Origin of the sequence: Variovorax sp. PAMC26660 (genome assembly GCF_014302995.1) — a bacterium.
Taxonomy (GTDB): Bacteria; Pseudomonadota; Gammaproteobacteria; order Burkholderiales; family Burkholderiaceae_C; genus Variovorax.
In genome coordinates this window covers 801,369-822,910 of sequence record NZ_CP060295.1, presented here as the reverse complement: position 1 = coordinate 822,910, position 21,542 = coordinate 801,369, and the positions used below count along the sequence as shown (strand labels likewise).

Genomic DNA, 21,542 nt, shown 5'->3' with positions numbered 1-21,542 from the left:
TGCGAAGCACGAAGGTTATGAAATGTTCGCGATGACAAACCTGTTGCGTCTGCCGACGCGAATGCTCTCCGGGGTGCCGTTCAAGGGGCTTGCCGGCCCGGTGCTGATCATTCTCATCCTGAGCATGATGGTGCTGCCGCTGCCGCCCTTCCTGCTGGATTTGCTCTTCACCTTCAACATCGCCATGTCGGTGATGGTGCTGCTGGTGAGCATGTACACCATGAAGGCGCTGGACTTCGCGGCCTTCCCTGCGGTGCTGCTGTTTTCGACGCTGCTGCGCCTGTCGCTGAACGTGGCTTCCACGCGCGTGGTGCTGATGCATGGCCACACCGGGCCGGACGCCGCGGGCAAGGTGATCGAGGCCTTCGGGCACTTCCTGGTGGGCGGCAACTTTGCGGTCGGCGTGATGGTGTTCATCATCCTCGTGCTCATCAACTTCATGGTGATCACCAAGGGCGCGGGGCGCATTGCTGAGGTGGGCGCGCGCTTCATGCTCGATGCGATGCCGGGCAAGCAGATGGCGATCGATGCCGACCTGAACGCCGGCCTGATCGGCGAGGAAGTGGCCCGCAAGCGCCGCGCCGAAGTCGCGCAGGAAGCCGACTTCTACGGCTCCATGGACGGTGCCAGCAAGTTCGTGCGCGGCGATGCCATCGCGGGCCTGCTCATCATGGTGATCAACATCATCGGCGGGCTGGTGGTCGGCATGGTGCAGCACGGGCTCGACTTTTCGACGGCCGGCAAGACCTACACGCTGCTGGCCATCGGCGACGGCCTGGTGGCGCAGATTCCGGCGCTGGTGATCTCCACCGCCGCCGGCGTGATCGTCTCGCGCGTGACCACCGACGAAGACGTGGGCAGCCAACTGACCGGCCAGCTTTTCTCGAACCCGCAGGTGCTGTTTCTCACGGCCGGCATCATCGGCCTGATGGGCATGATCCCGGGCATGCCGAACCTGGCCTTCCTGCTGATCGCGGGTGGCCTGGTGTGGCTGGGCCGCCGCCTGGTGATGCGCAAGCCGCGCGAAGCCGCCGCAGAGCAAGCCGCTGCCGCCGAGGCCGCGAACCTCGCGCCCACGGCCGAGATGGCCGAGGCTACCTGGGACGACGTTGCGATGGTCGATCCGCTCGGCATGCAGGTCGGCTACCGCCTGATCCCGCTGGTGGACCAGTCGCAGCAGGGCGAACTGCTGGGCCGCATCAAGAGCATCCGCAAGAAGATTGCGCAGGAGGTCGGCTTCCTGGTGCCGGTGGTCCACATCCGCGACAACCTGGAGATCAAGCCCAACACCTACGTCATCAGCCTGAAGGACGTGGAGATCGGCCGGGGCGAAGCCTTCCCCAACCAGTGGATGGCGATCAACCCGGGGCAGGTCACCGGCACCTTGCCCGGCACGCCCACGCGAGACCCGGCCTTCGGCCTTGCCGCGACCTGGATCGACGCCAGCCAGCGCCAGCAGGCGCAGGTGTACGGCTACACGGTGGTCGATGCCTGCACCGTGATGGCCACGCACCTGAACCACCTGATCCAGACCCATGCCGCCGAGCTGCTGGGCCGCCAGGAAGTGCAGCAACTGCTCGACCAGATCGGCAAGACCGCGCCCAAGCTCACCGAAGACCTGGTGCCCAAGGTGCTGTCGCTCAGCACGCTGCACAAGGTGCTGCAGAACCTGCTCGACGAAGAGGTGCCGATCCGCGACATGCGCACCATCCTCGATGTGATGGCCGAGCACGCGCCGACCATCAAGGACCCGACCGAGCTGACCACGCTCACGCGCCTGGCCCTGGGCCGCGCCATCACGCAGCAACTGTTCCCGGGCGACACCGAGATGCAGGTGATCGGCCTGGACGGCTCGCTCGACGGCGTGCTGCAGCAGGCCCTGACCAACAGCAGCGGCATCGAGCCCGGCATTGCCGACAACCTGCTGCAGCAGGCGCAGGCCGCGATCGTGCGCCAGGAGCAGATGGGCCTGGCGCCCGTGCTGGTCGTGCAGCACTCGCTGCGCGTGCTGCTGTCCCGTTTCCTGCGGCGCAGCCTGCCGCAGCTCAAGGTGCTCTCGCATGCCGAGATACCTGATTCCCGCACCATCAAGATCACCGCCGCCATTGGAGGACGAGTTTGAATTCCCAGCAGACCGACATGCGCGACGTGCGTACCCCCGCACGCAAATTCGTCGCAGCCACCGGCCGCGAGGCCCTGCGACTGGTGCGCGAGGCGCTCGGCGCCGAAGCCATCGTGCTCACCCACCGCGCCACGGCCGAGGGCGTCGAGATCGTCGCCATGGCCGAAGGCGATGTGCAGGACGCGATGGAGAACGCCGCGCCCGCCATCCAGGTCGAGCCCGTCGTGCCCGTGGCGCCGGTTGCTGCGCCGGCACCGATGCCGCTCGCTGCGATCGCGGCAGCGGCTGCCGCTGCACCGGCGGACACGGCTGTGCTCAGCGAACTCCACTCGATGCGCGGAATGATCGAGGAACAGCTCGCCAGCGTGGTCTGGAGCGACAAGCAGCGCCGCGACCCGGTGCGCGGCCGCCTGCTGCGCACGCTGCTCGGCGCCGGCTTCAGCGCGCGGCTGTCCAAGGCCATGCTGGAGAAGCTGCCCACCGGGCAGAGCTATGCAGAGGGCATGGCCTTCGTGCGCTCCGAACTCATTCGCGCGGTGCCGGTGCATGAAGACGAAGACGCGCTGTTCGCGCAGGGCGGCGTGTATGCGCTGATGGGCCCCACGGGCGTGGGCAAGACCACCACCACGGCCAAGCTGGCCGCGCGCTGCGTGATGCGCTTCGGTGCCGACAAGCTCGCGCTGGTCACCACCGACAGCTACCGTATCGGCGCCTACGAGCAACTGCGCATCTATGGCGAAATTCTCAACGTTCCGGTGTATGCCGTGAAGGACGCGGCCGACCTGCACCTCGTGTTGCAGGACCTGCGCGACAAGCACATGGTGCTGATCGACACGGTCGGCATGAGCCAGCGCGACAGGGCCGTGTCGGAGCAGATCGCCATGTTCGGCAACAGCCACCGACCGGTCAAGCGGCTGCTGCTGCTCAACGCGACCAGCCACGGCGACACACTCAACGAAGTGGTGCATGCCTACCGCAACGGCAACGACCTGACGGGCTGCATCTTCACCAAGGTCGACGAGGCCACGCATCCGGGCGCGCTGATCGACACCGTGATCCGCCACCGTCTGCCGGTGCACTACATCTCCAGCGGCCAGAAGGTGCCCGAGAATTTGCTGAAGGCCGACCGCGCGCAACTGGTGGACAGCGTGTTCCAGCCGCGCCAGCACAGCCCGCTGTTCGTGCCCGCGGAAATCGATCTGCACGATGAACCCGCAGGTGCGGGCCCGTCGGCGCAGGTGGTGCAGGCACAGGGCGAGACTGATCGCCTGCGCCTGAAGTACCAGAACCTGATTCGCGCCATGGCGCACGACGCGCAAGAACTGGCCACCGCAGCGAGCGCGTTGGCCGGTGCGCAGATCGGCTTCGAGCGCGCGCGCGGACTCTGGCGCCAGGCGGGCGACGATGCGATCGGCCACAAGGCGGTGCTGCAGGATCTGTCGGAACATGCCCGCAGCGAAGTCGCAGCCGGTTGCGAGACCCACGTGCTCGCGCTGTGCGGGCAGGTCGGGTTGCGCTCCAGCGAAAGCGGCGATGCCTACGAATGCCACGGCAGCCTGTTGCTGTCGGACCGCACGGGCCTGCCGCTGGCCGCGCCGAACCAGTGGCTGTCCACCGCCGCCACACGCGGCGCGACGGATGCCGCGCGCAGGCCCGGCATGCGGCAGGTGCAGTGGCTGCGTCAGCAGGACTTCGGCAAGTCGCTGGTGCATGTGCTGGGCAAGCTGCCCGGCCTCGAGTTCGTGGTTCAGTGGCAGGCCTCGGGCCAGCGTTGGCTGTCGCGCGCACCGGGCTCGACGGCGGTGATCGATCCGCGCACCGGCGGCGCCTGCACGCTCGCACGCATCGGCTTCGCGTACGGTGAAGCGCGGCCCGTGAGCTTCCGCGGCAAGCCCGCGCTGCAATGCGAGGCGCATGCCGACGTGGTGCCGCGCCCCGGCGCAGCCGCCCTGGCCGCCGGCATCGACCGCGAGGCCATGCCCATGCTGCGCTGCGTGGCGACACAGGTGATCGATGCGCGCAGCCGCAAGGTCTTGTCGCAAAGCTATGCGCTGTCCAACGTCGGCAGCGAAGTCGGCACGCAGCAGCTCGCGCAATGGCAGGGTTGGGCGAATGATGCAGAGCCGTGCTTTCGCCTGATGCGCGACGGCGTGCAACTGGTCGGCGGCATGGGCGAGCTGGGCGACCCGCACATGATGAAGCGCCTGCTGATTGCCGGCCAGATGAGCACCACCGTGTGGCGTCTGCTGCAGTCGGACGGCGACTGGGCCGGGCGCACGCGCATGCTGCTGAGCCAACTGACGGGGCGCCCCGTGCGTGCGGGCCGCCCGATGACCGGCGGCGCGCTGTGCGCGGGCGTGGGCAAGTTCTTCCTGCTGCTCGAAGCGCTGGGCACCGAGTCGACCGCGCCCACGCAGGCGCCTCGCGCACTGGCGCAGATGGGGTGAGGCGCACCGCATGAGCAAGCAGGTCACGGATCAGGCAGACGGACTGCGGCGCCTGCTCGCGCAGACGCCGACGCGGGTTGTCGCCGTGGCGGGCATGGGCCCCGGCGCGGGTGCCACCACGGCCGCCATGAGCCTGGGCGCGGCGCTGGTGCAGCAAGGCAAGAACGTGCTGCTGCTGGACGAGCACTGCCCGAAAGCGCGATCAGCCTGCGACGGCTGGGCCATCGATCCGCTGGGGAACCTGGCCGATGTCGCCAGCCAGCGCCTGAGCATCGAGAAGGCCGCCGCCCGCGCGGGTTCCGGCGTGCATGTGCTGCCTGCGCCACCCGGTGTTGCGGACGACGCGACCGATCCGCGTTCGATGTGGCCCAGCGGCGTCGTCATCGTCGATGCGGCCTTCGATGGAGAAGGCCGGCTGTCGGCGCTGGCGCAATGCGCGGATGAACTGCTGCTGGTGCTGCAACCGCATCCCGCATCCATCACCTCGGCGTATGCGGGCATCAAGCGCCTGCACTACGCGCATGGGCTCAGGCAACTGCACTTTCTGGTCAACGGCGTGGCCGATGTCGAGGCCGTGCAGAAGATCATGAGCAACCTGGCCAATGCGGGCAGCCGCTATCTCGCGCTGTCGCTGCAGCCGGCCGGCTGGGTGCGTTCCGACCCGCGGCTGGCCGATGCATGGCGCCTGAGGCAGACCGTCGTCGAGGCCTTTCCTGCGAGCGCCGCCGCTGTCGATTTCCGGCGCATCGCCGATGACATGGGGCGATGGCCGTGGCGCGAGGCGGCATCGCGCGCGCCATCGGGCGAGCGCGCCGCCGCGCTGTTGCCGTCGTCACAGCACGCGGTCGCTGCCTGACCTGGAAGAAACCGGAAAAGGACGGCCGTGTACACCGCACAGGGAACCATCGAGAAATCGCATCTGCTGGCGCAGCACCAACCGCTGGTGCGCCGCATCGCGCTGCAGATGATGGCCAAGCTGCCCGCCAGCGTGGAGCTGGACGACCTGATCCAGGCCGGCATGCTGGGCCTGCTGGACGCGTCCAGTCGCTACCAGGACAATCGCGGCGCGCAGTTCGAGACCTTCGTCAGCCAGCGCATCCGCGGCGCCATGCTCGACGAATTGCGCGCCAACGACTGGGGCTCACGCGGCCTGCGCCAGTCGGCACGCGGCATCGAGAAAGCCATCCAGGCGCTGGGCCACCGGCTCGGTCGCGCACCCTCCGAAGGCGAGATCGCCAAGGAGCTGAAGATCGACCTGGAGGCCTACCAGTCGATGCTGCAGGAGATCCAGGGCTGCCAGCTTCTGTATGTGGAGGACTTCGCCAAGGGCGAGCCCGACAACCCCTTTCTCGACATGCATGCGCAGGACACGCGCAAGGACCGCCGCGGCAGCGACGACCCGCTGGAGCAATTGCTGGAGAGCGGTTTTCGCCACCAGCTCGTGGAGGCCATCGAGGCGCTGCCCGAGCGCGATCAGCTGCTGCTGAAGCTCTACTACGAGGAAGAGCTGAACCTGCGAGAGATTGGTGCGGTGCTTGAAGTGAGCCAGTCGCGCGTGTGCCAGTTGCACAGTCAGGCGGTCAGCCGGTTGCGGGCGAAGCTGAAGGACGTGCTGTAGGCGCGTGCCGCTTCAGGCGCAGCCGGCTCACTCCTTGTCAGTCCTTGGCGAGCGGAAATTCCTCGGCGCTGAACACGGTGTGAAAGACCGTGCCGTCGAACATCTCGAACAGCGCCTTCGACACTTCGCGGCTCTCGTAGCGCACGGGGGAATCCAGCGCGCGTGCGATGTCTTCGCGGCTCGCATAGCGGATGGACAGCACCATCGCCAACTCGGGGTCGCTCACATCGCTTTCGAGCTGTCGCAGCACGCGCACTTCGAGCGCACCGGGGAACCGGGTCCACAGTGGCACGAGCTTGTCGTGCACGTGGCGGTTGAAGGCTTCCTCCATGCCAGCCTTGACCTGGCCCCTGAAAAACGCGCAGCGAATGAACATGGATTTCTTCTTTCGGGTTTGAACTGTGGGACGTGTCGGTGTATCGATCAGGCGCGGTCGTAACCGCTGAACTGCCGCATCATCGCGGCCGTGTCCTCGGCACCGAGGCCGGCCGCGACGAAGCTGCGATGCAACTCCGAGACGGCGCCCGTCAGCGGCAAGGGCAGGCGTTGAACCTGCGCAAAGGCCTGCACTGCTTCGAGGTCCTTGAGCATGTTGTCGATGCGGCCGGTGGGCGTGTAGTCGCGCACGGCCATCTTGGGGCCGAACTCGCGCAGGATCTGGCTGTCGGCGCGGCCACCGGCCAGCGCGGCGGGCAGCTTCGATGCATCGACGCCGCCGGCTTCGGCCAACCGCACCGCTTCGGCCACGGCCTGGAAGCCGATGGCGCACAGGAGCTGGTTGACCAGCTTGGTGGTCTGGCCCGCGCCGTTGTCGCCCATGTGCGTGTAGTTGGCGCACAGGCTGTCCATCACGGCGCGTGCGCGCTGCACGTCGTCGGCGCTGCCGCCCGCCATGACCGTCAGTTGGCCGAGCAGCGCCTTGGGCGCGCCGCCCGAGAGCGGCGCATCGACGAAGCCCATGCCGGTGCGCTCGCGCAGCGACTGCGCCAGCCGGCGCGTGGCGGGCGGGTCGATGGACGACATGTCGATCAGCAGCCGTTGCGCATCGACGGGCGCGGCGGCAATGCCGGCCTCGCCGAAGATCGCGCGTTCCACCACGGCGGCCGAGTTCAGGCTGGTGATGACGAAGTCGCTCGTGGCTGCGGCCGTGGCCGCAGTGCTGGCGGATTGCGCGCCATGTGACTGGAGCGCGGCGACCTTGAGTGGATCGAGGTCGAACACGCTGACCGTGTGGCCGCATTCGAGCAGCCGGTGCGCAATGGCCGAGCCCATGATGCCGACGCCGATCACGGCCACGCGCTGGCTGGCGGGCAAGTTGGAAGAGGTCATGCGGGCGCTTTCATGAAGGCTGCGTTCGCGCGTTGAAGAAGCTGCGCGCCGGTGCTGGCGACGATGAGCGCAAGGGGTGCGCCGATGTCCGCATGCAGCACGTCGGGCTCATCGGCATCTGGTTTTTCAAGCGTCTGCAACTGGCTGTCGAGCAGCGTTGAAGGCATGTAGTGATTGCGGCGCGCTTCCAGCCTTTGCCGGATGAGCGCCGGCGGTCCGTCGAGAAAGACGAAACCAAGATCCGGCACTGCACCGCGCAGTCGGTCGCGGTACGCACGCTTCAGCGCAGAGCAGGCCACCACCACGCCACCGGGCGCGGCCGTGCGATCGGTCAGGCAGGCGCCGATGCGGTCCAGCCAGGGCCAGCGGTCGTCATCGGCCAGTGGCAGGCCGGCGCGCATGCGTGCGACGGCCTCGGGCACATGCAGGTCGTCGCCGTCGACCCACGGCACGCCGAGCAGGCCGGCCAGGCCCGAAGCCACGCTGCTCTTGCCGGTGCCGGACACGCCCATCACCACCACGGCCAGCCTGGGCCGTTGCTGCTGCGCCGAGTCGGACACGGTGCTACAGGCTCGCGGTGATGCCGCCATCCACATAGAGGATGTGGCCGTTGACGAAGCTCGATGCGTCCGAGGCCAGGAAGATGGCTGCGCCGCCCAGCTCTTGCACGTCGCCCCAGCGGCCGGCGGGCGTGCGGCCCGAGAGCCATGAGGTGAAGGCTTCGTCGGCCACCAGCGTCTGTGTCAGCTCGGTCTTGAAGTAGCCCGGCCCGAGGCCGTTGACCTGGATGCCGTACTTGCCCAGGTCGATCGCCATGCCCTTGGTGAGCATCTTCACCGCACCCTTGGTGGCGGCGTAGGGCGCAATGCCGGGGCGGCCCAGCTCGCTTTGCACCGAGCACACGTTGATGATCTTGCCGCGCTTGCGCTCGATCATGCGTTGCGCCACGAAACGGCCCACGAGGAACACGCTGTCGATGTTGGTGGTGGTGATCTTGTGCCAGGCATCGATCGGGAACTCCGCGAACGGCCCGCGGTGCTGCATGCCGGCGTTGTTGACGAGGATGTCGATGGCGCCGATGTCGGCTTCGATGGCGGCCACGCCGGCTTCGACCGCGGCGGCATCGGTGACGTCGAAGGCCACGGCTTCGGCCGCGACGCCCTGGGCGCGCAGCGCATCGCGGGCCGTGGCGAGCGCGGTGGCATCGCGCGCATTGAGGACGATGCGCGCGCCGGCAGCGCCAAGCGCCTGTGCCAGCGCGAAGCCGATGCCTTTGCTGGAGCCGGTGATGAGGGCGGTGCGCCCGGACAGATCGAACAGTTTCAAGAGAAGCTCCTGGGAATGGGGCGCAGCGGCATGCCCGATGCGTGACAGCGGAGATACGTTACCGGTATCTTGTTTGGACGTCAACCCGGTGAAACCTGCGTTGCGGGCTTTATGTTCGATCAATTATAGTTACCGGTATCATTTGAATTCCATCGATCCGAAACGCCATCCGCAGGAGACCCGCTTGACCGCTACCGCTACATCCCCGCACGTGCTGATGCCAGGCACCTATCTGGAATGGGACATGGTGCCGATGCAGGCGGCCTACACGCTGCACCGCCTGTGGGAGGCGCCGGACCGGCAGGCCTTCATCGCCGAACACGGGCGGAACATTCGCGCGGTCGCCACGCGCGGGGAGCTGGGGGCCAATGCCGAACTCATCGCGGCGCTGCCGAAGCTGGAGCTGATCGCCTGCTACGGCGTGGGCACCGACGGCATCGACCTGGCCGCCTGCCGTGCGCGCGGCATCCGCGTGAGCAACACGCCCGACGTGCTCAACGGCGACGTGGCCGACCTCGCTGTCGGGCTCACGCTGGCGCTGCAGCGGCGCATTCCGGCCGCCGATACCTTCGTGCGCAGCGGTGCCTGGGCCCACGGCGGCATGCCACTGGCCACACGCGTCTTCGGCCAGCGCATCGGCATCGCGGGCTTCGGCCGCATCGGCAGCACCATCGCGCGGCGCCTTTCGGGCTTCGATGTGGAGCTGGGCTACTTCAGCCGCACGGCCAAGGCGGACAGCCCGCACCGCCACTTCACCAGCCTGCCCGCGATGGCCGACTGGTGCGACGTGCTCATCGTCATCCTGCCCGGCGGCGAGGCCACGCGCGGCATCGTCAATGCGCAGGTGCTGCAGGCGCTCGGGGCGAAGGGCTGGCTCGTGAACGTGTCGCGCGGCACCACGGTCGACGAAGGCGCGCTGCTGCAGGCGCTGGAGTCACGCAGCATCGCCGGCGCGGCGCTCGACGTGTTCCTCAACGAGCCGCGCATCGATCCGCGCTTTGCGGCGCTCGACAACGTGGTGCTGCATCCGCACCATGGCAGCGGCACCGAGCAGACGCGCCGCGCCATGGGCGAGCTGGTACGCCGCAACCTGGAAGCCCACTTTGCGGGCCAGCCGCTCATTACCCCCGTTGCCTGAAGAAAGAAGAAACATCATGCGTTTGCGTTGCATGTGCCTCGTGATCCACGCGCCGGACGACCTGCGCCTGGACGAACAGGATGCCGGCGAGATCGGTCCCGGCCAGGTGCTGGTGAAGGTCGGCATGGGCGGCATCTGCGGGTCTGACCTGCACTACTTTCACAACGGCGGCTTCGGCACCGTGCGCATCAAGGAGCCGATGGTGTTGGGCCATGAAGTGGCCGGCACCGTGGTTGCGGTGGCGCCCGGCGTGGAGAGTGTTCGCATTGGTGACAAGGTGGCGATCAACCCCAGCCGGCCTTGCGGCGCCTGCAAGTTCTGCCTCGAAGGCTTGCCCAACCAGTGCCTGGAGATGCGCTTCTACGGCAGCGCGATGCGCACGCCGCACGTGCAGGGCGCGTTTCGCAACATGCTGCTGTGCGAGGCCACGCAATGCGTGAAGGTGGCCGACCATGTGCCGCTGCGGCTGGCGGCGCTGGCCGAGCCGTTCTCGGTCGGGCTGCATGGCGTGTCGCGCGCCGGCCCGCTGCTGGGCAAGCGCGTGCTGGTGTCGGGCTGCGGGCCCATCGGCGTGCTGGCGATCGCAGCGGCGCGCGCGCACGGCGCGGCCGAGATCACCGCCGCCGACGTGGTCGACGAACCGCTGGTGATTGCACGCGCGATGGGCGCCGACCAGACGATCAATGTTGCGCAGGACAAGGCCTGGGTGTCGCGCTATTCGGCCGACAAGGGCACCTTCGACGTGATGCTCGAATGCTCGGGCAACGAACGCGCGCTGCGCGACGGCCTGGAGGTGATGCGCCCGCGTGGCGTGGTCGTGCAGCTTGGCCTGGGCGGCGACGTGAGCATTCCGCAGAACATGGTGGTGTCGAAGGAGCTGAGCATCTGCGGCTCGTTCCGCTTCCACGCCGAGTTCGCGCTGGCGGTGCGGCTCATCAACGAAGGTCGGGTCGACCTGTCGCCGGTGGTGACGCACACCTTTCCGATGCTGAAGGCGCGCGAAGCCTTCGAGCTGGCCAGCGACCGGAAGCAGGCGATGAAGGTGCTGATCGACTTTGCGGATACCGCCGTCGAGTCGCTGTGATCGACGGCTGCGGATTCCCGGAATAGATCGCGTGGACCCCGCAGGGTCAGGCGATCATCGATTCGAGGTCCGCGGCGAGCACGCGCGGCGCCGGCATCTCCTGGACGATGTCCTCGGTGATGCCGATGGCCATGGCGGACTGGCTCGGCCAGAAGCCACCGACGTTGCTCAGGTCCACGCCCTGGCGCTCCAGCGCCACGCGCCACACGGCCAGATGAAGAACGCCGCCGAGCGCATCGGGGTGTTCCGACTTCGCGGGATTCACGAAGCTCGAAAGCGCACCGACCAGGTCGGAAGCGAAATCCCACCGCTGCGCCAGCGACGCACTCACATCGCCATAGTGGTACCCGAACTCGACCAGTTCCAGTTGCGCGCGCCCCAGCGCATCGAAGGGGTGCAGGGCATTCAGCGCGGCCATGCGCTCAGGCATGGCCTGCGCCATGAGCAGGTGGCCGATGGCATGCATGCTGCCCGCGGTGAACGCCAGGTTGGCGTCGACACGCCGGGTCTTGGACGCCAGGTACCGCGAGACCGACGCCACGCGCAGGCTGTGGGCCCAGAAGTCGGGAAGGTTGACGCCCTCCACCTTCCTGAAGGCGCCGGACAGGCCCGAGCTCACGACCAGCGATCGGATGGTGGAGAGACCCAGCATCAGGATCGCGCCCTGGATCGAGGAGATCTTTCGCCGAAGCCCGAAGAACGGCGAGTTGACCATCTGCAGCACCCTGGCCGCGAGCACCTGGTCAAGCTCGATCCGGTGCGCGATGGCCGCGAAGGGCACATCGTCGTTGCGCAGCATCACGATCAGATCGGACACCACCTTCGGGACGGTGGGGAGCGACTCGTCATTGGCAAAGAGTTCGTCGAGTGTCATGGCGCTGAGGGGGCGTTGCGTTTGTATGCAAAAGATTCTCCTCCCGCGCACCGCCTGGTGAACCCCCGATCCGCACGAATCTGCAATTTCTACGGATTCCGGTAGGTGCGGCTTTGCGGGCGATGCCGAGCTCGCCCGGAGGCTTCAGAACTTCTTCAAGAACTTTCGCGCTGCTCGATATGGAACGGGATCATCACCGTCTCCGCAGGCGGCCGGTGTCCATCCCGCGTGCCGTCGATCACCCGCAGCAGCAGTTCGCCCGCTGCCTTGCCGATGCCCACGCAGTCCACCGCCACGGTGGTGATGCGCGGATGGCAGGCGCGCGCCACCTCGAAGTCGCCGAAGCCCGCGATCGCGATGCGGCCCGGCACGTCCCAGCCCTGGCGCTGGCATTCCATCAGCGCGCCGAAGGCCGAGAGGTCGGACACGCAAAGCACGGCATCCACGTCGGGCCACTGGCGGATCAGTTGCGCCACCGCCTCGCCGCCTTGCGCCATCGAGATCGGCGGCTGGCCGAAGCTGATGACGCGCCCATCGGGCAGCCCCAGCTCGCGGATCGCCTGCGCATAGCCGCGCTGCCGGTCGGCACCGCGCGTGTCGCGGTTCGAGGTGCCGCCGATGTAGGCGATGCGCCGGTAGCCCTTGCCATGCAGGTGCCGCACCATCGCAGCGGCGGCTTCCGCATTCGAGAAGCCGACCGTGTGTTCGATGGGCGTGGTTGGAAGGTCCCAGGTTTCAATCACCGGCACGCCGGCCGTCTGCAGCATGGCGCGCGCGGCGGGCGTGTGGGCACCACCCGTGAGGATCACGCCTTCGGGCCGGCGCGCGAGCATGGCGCGCAGCAGGCGCTCTTCGGTCTCCACGCGGTAGTCGGTGTAGCCCAGCAGCACCTGCAGGCCGCGCGCTTCCAACGCCGCGGTGATGCCTTGCGCGGTCTCTGAAAAGTTGGAGTTGTTGAGCGACGGAATCAGCACCGCGATGAAGCCCGAGCGCTTGCTGGAGAAGGTGCGTGCCGTCTGGTCGATCACGTAGCCCATCTCTTCGCAGGCCTGCAGGATGCGCTGGCGCAGCGCTTCCGAAGTCACGCGGTCGCTGCCCACGCTGCGGTTGAGCGCGCGCGAGACCGTCATCTTCGAGACGCCGACGCGCGCGGCCACGTCGGCCATCGTGGCCGGGCGGGAAAGGGGGGCGGGGGCTTTGGTCGGGGGCAATGGGCGCTCTCTGGAAATCGGGTTCGAGGATATGCGACGGGATGCGCCGGGGTTGATGAGATACCGATAACGACGGAATGGCCTCTTTGGATATCGAAAGAGTTCCGCTTGTTTTGAAAATTCTAGAGACAAAAGGCCGCATGGGTATCTGCGGGAAAAGCCTAAGTTACCGGTATCTTTTTGGTGCCAGACTTCGCCCATGCCCATCGAAGTCTTCGACGCCCGCTTTTCTTTCGTCGCGCAACAGGCCGGCACGCTCGAGTGCCTGTGCACCGGCGCCATCTGGAGCGAAGGCCCTGTGTGGATGAAGGAAGACGGTGCCGTGCTGTGGTGCGACATCCCCAACAACCGCATGCTGCGCTGGCACGCCGAAACCGGCATGCAGGTGTGGCGCGAGGCCGTGGAGTTCACCAACGGCCACGCGCGCGAGGCCGATGGCGCGCTGCTGCATTGCTCGCACGGCCTGCGCGCCATCGTGCGCACGCGCTTCGCGCCGGGCAGCCTCGTGCCGCTGGCCGACGAGGTGCTGGTCGATCGCTACCAGGGCCGCCGGCTCAACTCGCCGAACGACGTGGTCGTGAAGCGCGATGGCAGCATCTGGTTCACCGATCCGCCCTACGGCATCGTGTCCGACCATGAAGGCCACAAGGCCGAGAGCGAACTGGGCCGCAACCATGTCTTCCGTTTCGACCCCACCAACGGCGTGCTGCGCTCGGTGAGCGACTTCGTCGAGGAGCCCAACGGCCTGGCCTTCTCGCCCGACGAAAGCATCCTCTACGTGAGCGACACCTCGGCGGCCTTGCGCACCGATGGCTCGGGCCATCACCACATCGTCGCGTTCGACGTGATCGGCGGGCAGGACCTGGCCAATCCGCGCGTGTTCGCGGTGGTGAACCCGGGGCTGTCCGATGGCTTTCGTGTCGATGTGCACGGCTTCGTCTACACGAGCAGCGCCGACAGCGTGCAGGTCTACCACCCCGACGGCACGCGCATGGCGCGCATCGCGGTGCCGGAGAAGGTGGGCAACCTCACCTTCGGCGGCGCGCAGGGCGACGAGCTGTATGTGTGCGCCTCGACTTCGCTCTACCGCATCCGCCTGAACACACGCGGAGCGACCTGCGCATGAGCAGCAGCACGCCTCACTTGCTGCAGTTCCAGTCCATCAGCAAACGCTTCGGCGGCACGCAGGCCGTGGACAACGTCACGCTCGACGTGCGTGCCGGCGAAATCCTTGCGCTGCTCGGCGAAAACGGCGCCGGCAAGTCGACGCTCATCAAGCTGCTCGCGGGCATCTATCCCGCGGACCAGGGCGAGATTTTTTTCGATGGCCGCGCGCAGGCCGACTGGCGGCGCGGCGACCGGCGCGAACAGCCGGTGGCTTTCATCCACCAGGACCTGGGCCTTGTCGAATGGATGACGGTGGCGGAGAACGTGTGCCTGGGCACCGGCTACCCGCGTCGCTTCGGCCTGATCGACTGGTCCGCCGCGAGCGTCATCGCGCGCCGTGTGATGGCGCGCGTGGGCTGCGACATCGACCCCGGTCGCCGCGTGTTTTCGCTCACCCGCGCCGAAAAGTCCCTGCTGGCCATCGGCCGTGCGCTCGAAGTGAAGGCGCGGCTGCTGGTGCTCGACGAGCCCTCGGCCAGCCTGCCCATGAGCGACGTGGAGCGCATGTTCGGCGTGCTGCGCGAGCTGCGCCGCCAGGGCATGGCGATGCTGTACGTGTCGCACCGGCTCGACGAGGTCATGGCCATCTCCGACCGCGCGGCCGTGATGCGCGACGGCAAGCTGGTCGCAGTGAAGACCACCGCCGAAACGAACGAAGGCGAACTCGTGGGCCTGATCGTCGGCAAGACCTTGTCGGCTTCGGTGCAGAAAGCCAGGGCGCCTGTGCTCCGCGACCCCGTGCTGCGGCTCGACGGCGCGGCCAGCGGCAACGCCGGGCCGTTGAGCCTGAGCGTGCATCGCGGCGAAGTGCTGGGGCTGGTGGGCCTGCGCGGCGCGGGACATGAAGCGATCAGCCGCGCCATCTTCGGACGCGAGCCGCTGTCGGCCGGGCGCATGGACCTGCTCGGCAAGGCGTGCGGCTTCACATGCCCCGCCGATGCCATTCGCGCAGGCGTGGCCTACGTGGCCGGTGAACGCCTCGAAGAAAACCTCGCCGGCTCGATGACCGTGCTGGAGAACCTCTTTCCGAATGCCGCGATGCACGGCGACCGTGGCCTGGCCTTCGGCCGCCCGCGCCGCGAGAACGACAGCGCGCTCGCGCTGATCCGGCGTTTCGACGTCAACCCGCCCGCGCCTTCGGCCGAGGTGCAGCAGCTCTCGGGCGGCAACCAGCAGAAGGTGGTGTTGGCGCGCTGGTTCCACCTGGACAAGCCGCTCGTGGTGCTCGAAGAGCCGACCGCCGGTGTAGATGTCGGCGCCAAGCGGCAGATCTACGGCGTGCTGCGCGAACGCGCGGAGGCCGGCGCCGCGTTGGTGGTCGTCTCCACCGACTTCGAGGAGATCGCGACCGTCTGCACCCGTGTGCTCGTGTTCCGCGACGGGCTGATCGCCGCCGAACTCGAAGGCGATGCGATCACGGTCGAAAAACTTCTGGCATTGGCAGCAGGCGCCGTCGTGGCGCACGAGGAAATTTCCGCATGAGCAGCAGTTCGATCAAGTCCACCGCGCTGGAGCCCGACAAGTCCCTCGACGGCGAAGCGCTGTCCGTCGCGCAGCGCATCGGCCGCGCCATACCGGTCTACGGTTTGGTGGTGCTGATGGTGGGGCTCGCGCTGTTGTTCTCGCTGCTGCTGCCCGATACCTTTCCGACGCTGTTCAACCTGCGCGCGATCCTGGCCGACAAGTCGGTGATCGCGCTGCTCGCTCTGGCCGCGACCATCCCGATGATCACCGGCAAGATCGACCTCACAGTGGGTTACGGCATCGTGCTGTGGCACATCCTGGCGATCAGCCTGCAGACCCAACTGGGCCTGCCATGGCCGGTGGCTGTGCTTGTGGTGCTGGTTTGCGCCGCGCTCTTCGGCATGCTCAACGGCCTGCTGGTCGAGCTGGCGCAGATCGACTCCTTCATTGCCACGCTGGGCACCGGCACCGTGATCTACGCGGTGGCCATGTGGCACAGCGGCGGGCGGCAGGTGGTGGGTGAATTGCCTGATGGCTTTGTCGGCATTGCAGGCGGCAACCTGCTGGGGCTGCCCATCGGCGCCTTCTACGTGCTCGCGGTGAGCGTCACCTTGTGGGTGGTCACCGAATTCACGCCGCTGGGCCGCGCGCTGTACGTGATCGGCGCCAACCCGAAGGCGGCGCAGCTCAACGGCATCGCGGTGCGCAAGCATGTGATGGGCGCGTTCGTCGCGTCGGGCCTGCTGTCGGGCTTTGCGGGCGTGCTGCTCGCCTCGCGGCTGCAGATCGGGCAGGCCAGCGTGGGGCTCGAATTTTTGCTGCCGGCGCTGGTCGGCGCCTTCCTCGGTTCCACCACCATCCGGCCCGGCCGCGTGAACGTGTGGGGCACGCTGGTCGGCGTGGCGATTCTTGCCATCGGCATCTCGGGCATCCAGCAGTTCGGGGGCGCCTTCTATGTCGAGCCGCTCTTCAATGGGCTGACCTTGCTGGTGTCCATCGGCATCGCGGGCTGGGCGCAGCAGCGGCGCAACCGCTCGATCAAGCGGCGCATTGCCGAGCGGCAACTCGACCACGCGCCATCGGTTCCCTCGACGCCTTCGGCCTGACGGCCCATCCAACAACCAACGACTGGAGACACGCATGAAGAACAAGACAGTTCGCCACGCCCGCACCGTGGCCGCCGCCGTGCTGGCGCTGTGCGCCGCCACGCTGGCACCCAAGGCCCTGGCCGACGATTTTCTCGATGCCGCGAAGAAGAAGGTCGAGGTCGCGACCATGACCAAGGAGAAATGGGACGGCCCGACCTCCGGCCCCAAGGCCACGGCCGGCAAGACCATCGTCTTCGTCGCGGGCGACATGAAGAACGGCGGCATCGTCGGCGTCAGCAAGGGCGTCGAAGAAGCGGCGCGCGCCATCGGCTGGACGGTGCGCGTCATCGACGGGCAGGGCACGGTCAGCGGCCGCACGGCGGCCCTCAATCAGGCGCTGGCCGTCAAGCCGGCCGGCATCGTGGTCGGCGGCTTCGACACCACCGAGCAGAAGGCCGCGTTCTCGGGCGCAGCCAAGTCGGGCATTCCGCTGGTCGGCTGGCACTCGGGCGAGCAGCCCGGTCCGAACGACAAGGCCGGCCTCTACGCCAACGTGACGACGGTGACCGACGACGTGGCCGATGTCGCCGCCTCGTGGGTGGTGGCCGATTCCAATGGCAAGGCGGGCGTGGTGATCTTCACCGACTCGCAATACGCGATTGCGCTCTACAAGGCCCGCGCGATGGAAGCGGTGATCAAGAAGTGCGGCGGCTGCACGGTGCTGAGCTTCGAGGACAGCCCGATCTCCGAAAGCTCCACCCGCATGCCGCAGCTCACCACCTCGCTGCTGCAGCGCTTCGGGGACAAGTGGACCCATTCGCTGGCCATCAACGACCTGTACTTCGACTTCATGGGCCCTTCGCTGACGGCGGCGGGCAAGAAGGGCGACGGCTCGCCCAAGGCGGTGTCGGCCGGTGACGGCTCCGAGGCCGCTTACCAGCGCATCCGCACGCAGCGCTACCAGGCCGGCACCGTGCCTGAGCCGCTGAACATGCAGGGCTGGCAGATCGTCGATGAACTCAACCGCGCCTTCGCCAAGGAGAAGTGGTCGGGCTATGTGCCCAAGGTGCACCTCGTGACGGTGGGCAACGTGGGCAAGGACGGCGGGCCGAAGAATGTGTTCGACCCCGACAACGGCTATCGCACGCAATACAAGGCGGTCTGGGGCAAGTAGGTCTTGCCGGATGCGGCGCTGCGCTGTTCGCGCGGCGCCGCCACATCGCTAGACCTCCTGGTACTCGAAGGTGGCGTTGTCGATGCGGTTGTGCGTTTCGAGCCCCTGCTTGTTGAAGAGCTTGATGTCGGTGCTGGCCGGTGAGTAGTCGAGGATGCCGAAGTTCTCGCGATCGCCGACGTACTTGTACTTGGTGACGAAGGCGCCCGAGGAAATGATCTCGAAGATCTTTGTCTCGCCGGGCGGCGGCAGGAAGGCGTTCTCGTGGATGTCGCCCGACAGGAAGATCACGTTGCGCTTGTAGGTGAGCTGGCGAAAGCGCGCGTAGTCGTCGCGGTAGCGCATCCAGCCGTTGCCGGTCGCCCGGATCGGCGTGCCGGCGCAGATCAGCACGAAGCCGTGCTCGTCTTTCAGTTCCGCTTCCAGGAACTTGAACTGGTCTTCGCCGAGCAGCGTGTGGCTGTCCCCGGGCAGGTCGCGATACCAGCGTGTGTCCAGGAAGATCGCCTTGCCGATGCGCTGCTGCTGGTGGATCAGGGGGATCGCGTAGTAGATGCCGGCGGTCGGCGGGTTGATCTGCATGAACTGCGAGAACAGCTCGCGCGCCACGGCCTTCACCGGCGGCTTGACCTGCGTGCCGCAGGCGTTGTTCCAGGCGAAGTCGTGGTCGTCCCAGGTGCCGTAGACGCCGCCGCCGTTGTCCTGGCGCTGGCGCATACCGTCGAACAGCAGCTTGAAGTTGGGCACGTTCCATTGCGCCGTGTACTTCGCGGTCATCACCTCCCTGAACTGGGGCGCCTCCCACTTGGCGGGCTCCTCCAGGTGGGGAAAGAAGTCCATGTAGATCTGGTCGCCCAGCAGGAACAGGTAGTCGGGCTGCTCGGCCGCGATGCGGTTCCAGACTCGCTGGTAGCCGTTGGGACCGGCCTCGAAGTTCATGCAGGAGGCGAAGGCGATTTTCATGGGGTCCCTCTCACCGGTGTCGTGCCCGGGGTGAGCCGGATCATAGGGAGCGGGGGCCTTTTGTCGCTCAACAGAATATGGGATGGCGCATACAGCGCGCGCGGTGCAGTCGCCGTGGTCAGGCGCGTTGCTTGAGTTGGCGAAGGGCCGCCTGTGCATGCACGACGAAGCGGCTCGACAGCAGCGACGCCGCGAAGTTCTGGTTGGTCACCGCGAACACGTCGAACAGCGGGGCCTTGAGGATCGGCCGGTGGCTCAGCCGGTCGGTCATGCAGCCGCGCGCCGTGAGGTCGTCGACGATGGCAATGCCGGCGCCCGCCGCGGCCAGCGCGCAGGCGGCCTGGCCGGCGCGCACCTCGATCTGCGCATCGGGCTTGCAGGCATTGCTCACGCACCAGTCGGCAATGATGCGGCCCTGCGGCGTGTCGGGGCTGAAGGAAATCATCCGCTCCTTCAGGATGTCGATCGGCCTGAGCGTGCGCTTCGCTTCGAGCGGATGGCCCTTGGGGAAGACGCCGGCCAGCGTCCATTTGCCGATGGGGCGCGAATCCAGCAACGGGTCGTCGATGGCCAGCGTCGAGATGGCGACGTCGACTTCGTGGGCCGCGAGCCGCTTGGCCATGTCCTTCGCCAATGCAACCTCCATGTAGATGCTGGCGGACGGAAACTCCCGGCCGAGCGCGGTGAGCGCGTTGGGCACCATCTCCAGCCCGGTGCCGGGGCTGCACAGCACGCGCAGCGTCAGCATCTTGCCGTTCTTCAGCGCCTGCGTGCATTCGTCGATGCGGGCGACGCCGCGGTAGACCTGCTCGACTTCGGCAAACAGCGCCTGGGCCTCGGGCGTGGCCAGCAGCTTGCCTTTGCGGCGCTCGAACAGCGGCAGCCCGAGCTGCAGCTCGATGTGCGACAGCATGCGGCTGATGCCGGGTTGCGACACATGCAGCAGCCGCGCGGCATCGGTGACCGAGCCGGCCAGCATGACGGCGCGGAAGACTTCGATCTGTCTGAGGTTCATGACTTTCTCCGTCGTCTGGAGCCCAGGGGATAACGCGATGTTATGGGCATACGACAAGTTGGTATTTGTCGGCCGCCGGACGCCTTCCTAGGATCGGCGGATTCGCAGAACACAGAGGCAGACAAGCACATGGTCCAACGTCCCCCCGCAGCTTCCGGCACGAATGCCCCGGGCATCACCCGCAGAAACGTGTTGTCGGCACTGGCCCTGGCTGCCGGCGGCACGCTGGTCGCAGGGCTGCCGCGCGAAGCTGGCGCCACGGAGGCCTGGCCCACGAAGCCGTTGCGCATCATCGTGCCCTTTGCGCCGGGTGGCGGTGCCGACGGCTCGGCGCGCGTGCTGGCCGAGGTGCTGGCGCCGCAACTGGGGCAGGCGGTGGTGGTGGAAAACAAGCCGGGCGCGGGCAGCGCGATCGGCGTGGCGGCGGCGGCGCAAAGCCGTGACGGCCACACGCTGCTGATGGGCAGCAACAGCATGGTGATCAACCCGGTGCTGAACCCCAAGCTGAGCTATGACGTGGCGCGCGACTTCGACGCGATCGGCATGGTGTCGCGCCAGCCGTTGGTGCTGGTGGTGCCTGCGGACTCGAAGGCGATGACGATCGGCGACCTGATCGGGCAGGCCAAGGCGCAGCCGGGCAGGCTCAGTGCGGGCAACAGCGGCACGGGCACGTTGGCGCATCTGACGGCCGAGCTGTTCTCGCTGGAGACGGGCACCTCGCTGGTCAGCGTGCCGTACAAGGGCGAGAGCGCGCTGATGCCCGATCTGATCTCGGGGCTGGTGTCGATGGGTTTCCTGAATCTGCCGAGCGTGATCGTGCATATCCGTTCGGGGCGTCTGCGGGCGTTGGCTGTGTCTTCGCCGCAGCCGGTGACGGAGCTGGCCAATGTGCCGACTTTCCGCAGCCTCAAGTTGCAGAGCCTGGAAGTCGAGGGCTGGGCCACGCTGGTCGCGCCCAAGGGCACGATTCCGAACGAGGGGCTGGCAAGGCTCGAAAAGCTGTTGACTGCGGCGTTGCAGTCCGAGGTCGTGAAGAAGCGCTTCGACGCGCTGAGCCTGGAAACCTTCACGAGCGGACGCGAAGCCACGACGAAGTATCTGAAGGCTGAAGGCAATCGTTGGAGCCAGGTGGTCAAGACCCGTGGCATTCGGTTGGAGAGCTGAGGATGAGCGCTCGTTTTTCTGCTCGTTGTGTTGTGTTTGACGTGCGTTGTTCAGGGCGACGCTCACGCCGACACGGTGCTCTTTTTCGCGAATGTCCCCCGCTTCGCTCCTCCTTTATTTCGCGAAAAAGAGCCCCGTATCGACGTGAGCGTTGGGCCGAGCGGTTGTTGATCGCAGGATCACCAGCAGCGTGTCCATGTGCGAATGACACCGGGTGCTCCCCGCAGCGAAATAAAGGAGGAGCGAAGCGGGGGACATTCGCACAGGGGAGTACCCGGTGTCATTCGCACGTACCCCGAATGAACCCGCCCCCCAAACCCCGAACGCCCCAATCACGAGCAACCCGAACGGGACCCCT

18 protein-coding genes and 1 pseudogene are annotated in these 21,542 nt (G+C 67.2%); 11 read left to right on the top strand and 8 right to left on the bottom strand.

What is annotated here, in order from left to right:
• The first annotated feature begins 22 nt into the window (after nt 1-22).
• The 4 genes from flhA to H7F35_RS03820 are packed head-to-tail and all read left to right on the top strand — an operon-like array spanning nt 23 to nt 6,187.
• The gene (gene flhA / locus H7F35_RS03835) at nt 23-2,122 is read left to right on the top strand and encodes a flagellar biosynthesis protein FlhA (RefSeq protein WP_187111652.1); all 2,100 of its coding nucleotides are present in this window, start codon (nt 23-25) and stop codon (nt 2,120-2,122) included.
• On the top strand, nt 2,119-4,569 hold the full coding sequence (gene flhF, locus H7F35_RS03830; protein ID WP_410010759.1) for a flagellar biosynthesis protein FlhF: 2,451 nt from the start codon (nt 2,119-2,121) through the stop codon (nt 4,567-4,569). Before flhA ends, flhF begins: the two co-directional genes overlap by 4 nt.
• 10 nt (nt 4,570-4,579) lie before the next feature.
• Complete coding sequence (locus H7F35_RS03825) at nt 4,580-5,425, top strand: MinD/ParA family protein (RefSeq protein WP_187111651.1); 846 nt, start codon at nt 4,580-4,582, stop codon at nt 5,423-5,425.
• Nucleotides 5,426-5,452: 27 nt separating this feature from the next.
• Nucleotides 5,453-6,187 (top strand): RNA polymerase sigma factor FliA, encoded by a 735-nt coding sequence (locus tag H7F35_RS03820; RefSeq protein ID WP_187111650.1) that lies wholly within the window; start codon nt 5,453-5,455, stop codon nt 6,185-6,187.
• A gap of 37 nt (nt 6,188-6,224) precedes the next feature.
• On the opposite strand, the gene H7F35_RS03815 is transcribed toward H7F35_RS03820, so the two are convergent.
• The 4 genes and pseudogenes from H7F35_RS03815 to H7F35_RS03800 all read right to left on the bottom strand — a co-directional run bounded on the left by H7F35_RS03815 (nt 6,225) and on the right by H7F35_RS03800 (nt 8,842).
• Nucleotides 6,225-6,563 (bottom strand): hypothetical protein, encoded by a 339-nt coding sequence (locus tag H7F35_RS03815; RefSeq protein ID WP_187111649.1) that lies wholly within the window; start codon nt 6,561-6,563, stop codon nt 6,225-6,227.
• A 47-nt stretch (nt 6,564-6,610) separates the two neighbouring features.
• Nucleotides 6,611-7,525, bottom strand: a pseudogene (locus tag H7F35_RS35090) (NAD(P)-dependent oxidoreductase); the annotation flags it as partial.
• Nucleotides 7,513-8,076: a gluconokinase gene (locus H7F35_RS03805; RefSeq protein ID WP_261803514.1), complete on the bottom strand. Its 564-nt coding sequence runs from the start codon at nt 8,074-8,076 to the stop codon at nt 7,513-7,515. The pseudogene H7F35_RS35090 and the gene H7F35_RS03805, both read right to left, overlap by 13 nt.
• Nucleotides 8,077-8,080: 4 nt before the next feature.
• A complete protein-coding gene (locus H7F35_RS03800; RefSeq protein ID WP_187111646.1) occupies nt 8,081-8,842 on the bottom strand; it encodes an SDR family oxidoreductase in 762 nt (253 codons plus the stop codon).
• 184 nt (nt 8,843-9,026) lie between these two features.
• On the opposite strand from H7F35_RS03800, the gene H7F35_RS03795 reads away from it, so the two are divergent.
• Nucleotides 9,027-9,980 (top strand): 2-hydroxyacid dehydrogenase, encoded by a 954-nt coding sequence (locus H7F35_RS03795; protein WP_222622003.1) that lies wholly within the window; start codon nt 9,027-9,029, stop codon nt 9,978-9,980.
• 16 nt (nt 9,981-9,996) lie between these two features.
• Nucleotides 9,997-11,064 (top strand): L-idonate 5-dehydrogenase, encoded by a 1,068-nt coding sequence (locus H7F35_RS03790; RefSeq protein ID WP_187111645.1) that lies wholly within the window; start codon nt 9,997-9,999, stop codon nt 11,062-11,064.
• A gap of 46 nt (nt 11,065-11,110) precedes the next feature.
• Here H7F35_RS03790 and H7F35_RS03785 read toward each other — a convergent pair whose 3' ends face one another.
• The gene (locus tag H7F35_RS03785) at nt 11,111-11,938 is read right to left on the bottom strand and encodes an HDOD domain-containing protein (RefSeq protein WP_187111644.1); all 828 of its coding nucleotides are present in this window, start codon (nt 11,936-11,938) and stop codon (nt 11,111-11,113) included.
• A 155-nt stretch (nt 11,939-12,093) separates the two neighbouring features.
• On the bottom strand, nt 12,094-13,104 hold the full coding sequence (locus H7F35_RS03780; protein ID WP_187114124.1) for a LacI family DNA-binding transcriptional regulator: 1,011 nt from the start codon (nt 13,102-13,104) through the stop codon (nt 12,094-12,096).
• 244 nt (nt 13,105-13,348) lie between these two features.
• Between H7F35_RS03780 and H7F35_RS03775 the strand changes: the two genes are divergently transcribed.
• The 4 genes from H7F35_RS03775 to H7F35_RS03760 are packed head-to-tail and all read left to right on the top strand — an operon-like array spanning nt 13,349 to nt 18,042.
• Nucleotides 13,349-14,275, top strand: a complete 927-nt coding sequence (locus H7F35_RS03775) for an SMP-30/gluconolactonase/LRE family protein (protein WP_187111643.1) — start codon at nt 13,349-13,351, stop codon at nt 14,273-14,275.
• A complete protein-coding gene (locus H7F35_RS03770) occupies nt 14,272-15,798 on the top strand; it encodes a sugar ABC transporter ATP-binding protein (RefSeq protein ID WP_187111642.1) in 1,527 nt (508 codons plus the stop codon). Before H7F35_RS03775 ends, H7F35_RS03770 begins: the two co-directional genes overlap by 4 nt.
• Nucleotides 15,795-16,886: an ABC transporter permease gene (locus H7F35_RS03765; RefSeq protein WP_187111641.1), complete on the top strand. Its 1,092-nt coding sequence runs from the start codon at nt 15,795-15,797 to the stop codon at nt 16,884-16,886. The genes H7F35_RS03770 and H7F35_RS03765 overlap by 4 nt, the downstream gene beginning before the upstream one ends.
• A gap of 34 nt (nt 16,887-16,920) precedes the next feature.
• The gene (locus H7F35_RS03760) at nt 16,921-18,042 is read left to right on the top strand and encodes a substrate-binding domain-containing protein (RefSeq protein ID WP_187111640.1); all 1,122 of its coding nucleotides are present in this window, start codon (nt 16,921-16,923) and stop codon (nt 18,040-18,042) included.
• 48 nt (nt 18,043-18,090) lie between these two features.
• Here the strand turns inward: H7F35_RS03760 and H7F35_RS03755 are convergent, their stop codons facing one another.
• Both H7F35_RS03755 and H7F35_RS03750 read right to left on the bottom strand, forming a co-directional pair.
• Nucleotides 18,091-19,005, bottom strand: a complete 915-nt coding sequence (locus H7F35_RS03755) for an alkaline phosphatase D family protein (protein ID WP_187111639.1) — start codon at nt 19,003-19,005, stop codon at nt 18,091-18,093.
• Between the two features lie 118 nt (nt 19,006-19,123).
• Nucleotides 19,124-20,020: a LysR family transcriptional regulator gene (locus H7F35_RS03750; RefSeq protein ID WP_187111638.1), complete on the bottom strand. Its 897-nt coding sequence runs from the start codon at nt 20,018-20,020 to the stop codon at nt 19,124-19,126.
• Nucleotides 20,021-20,149: 129 nt separating this feature from the next.
• Here H7F35_RS03750 and H7F35_RS03745 point away from each other — a divergent pair, with 129 nt between their 5' ends.
• Nucleotides 20,150-21,184, top strand: coding sequence for a Bug family tripartite tricarboxylate transporter substrate binding protein (locus H7F35_RS03745; RefSeq protein ID WP_187111637.1), 1,035 nt, complete (start codon nt 20,150-20,152; stop codon nt 21,182-21,184).
• Nucleotides 21,185-21,542 lie beyond the last annotated feature (358 nt).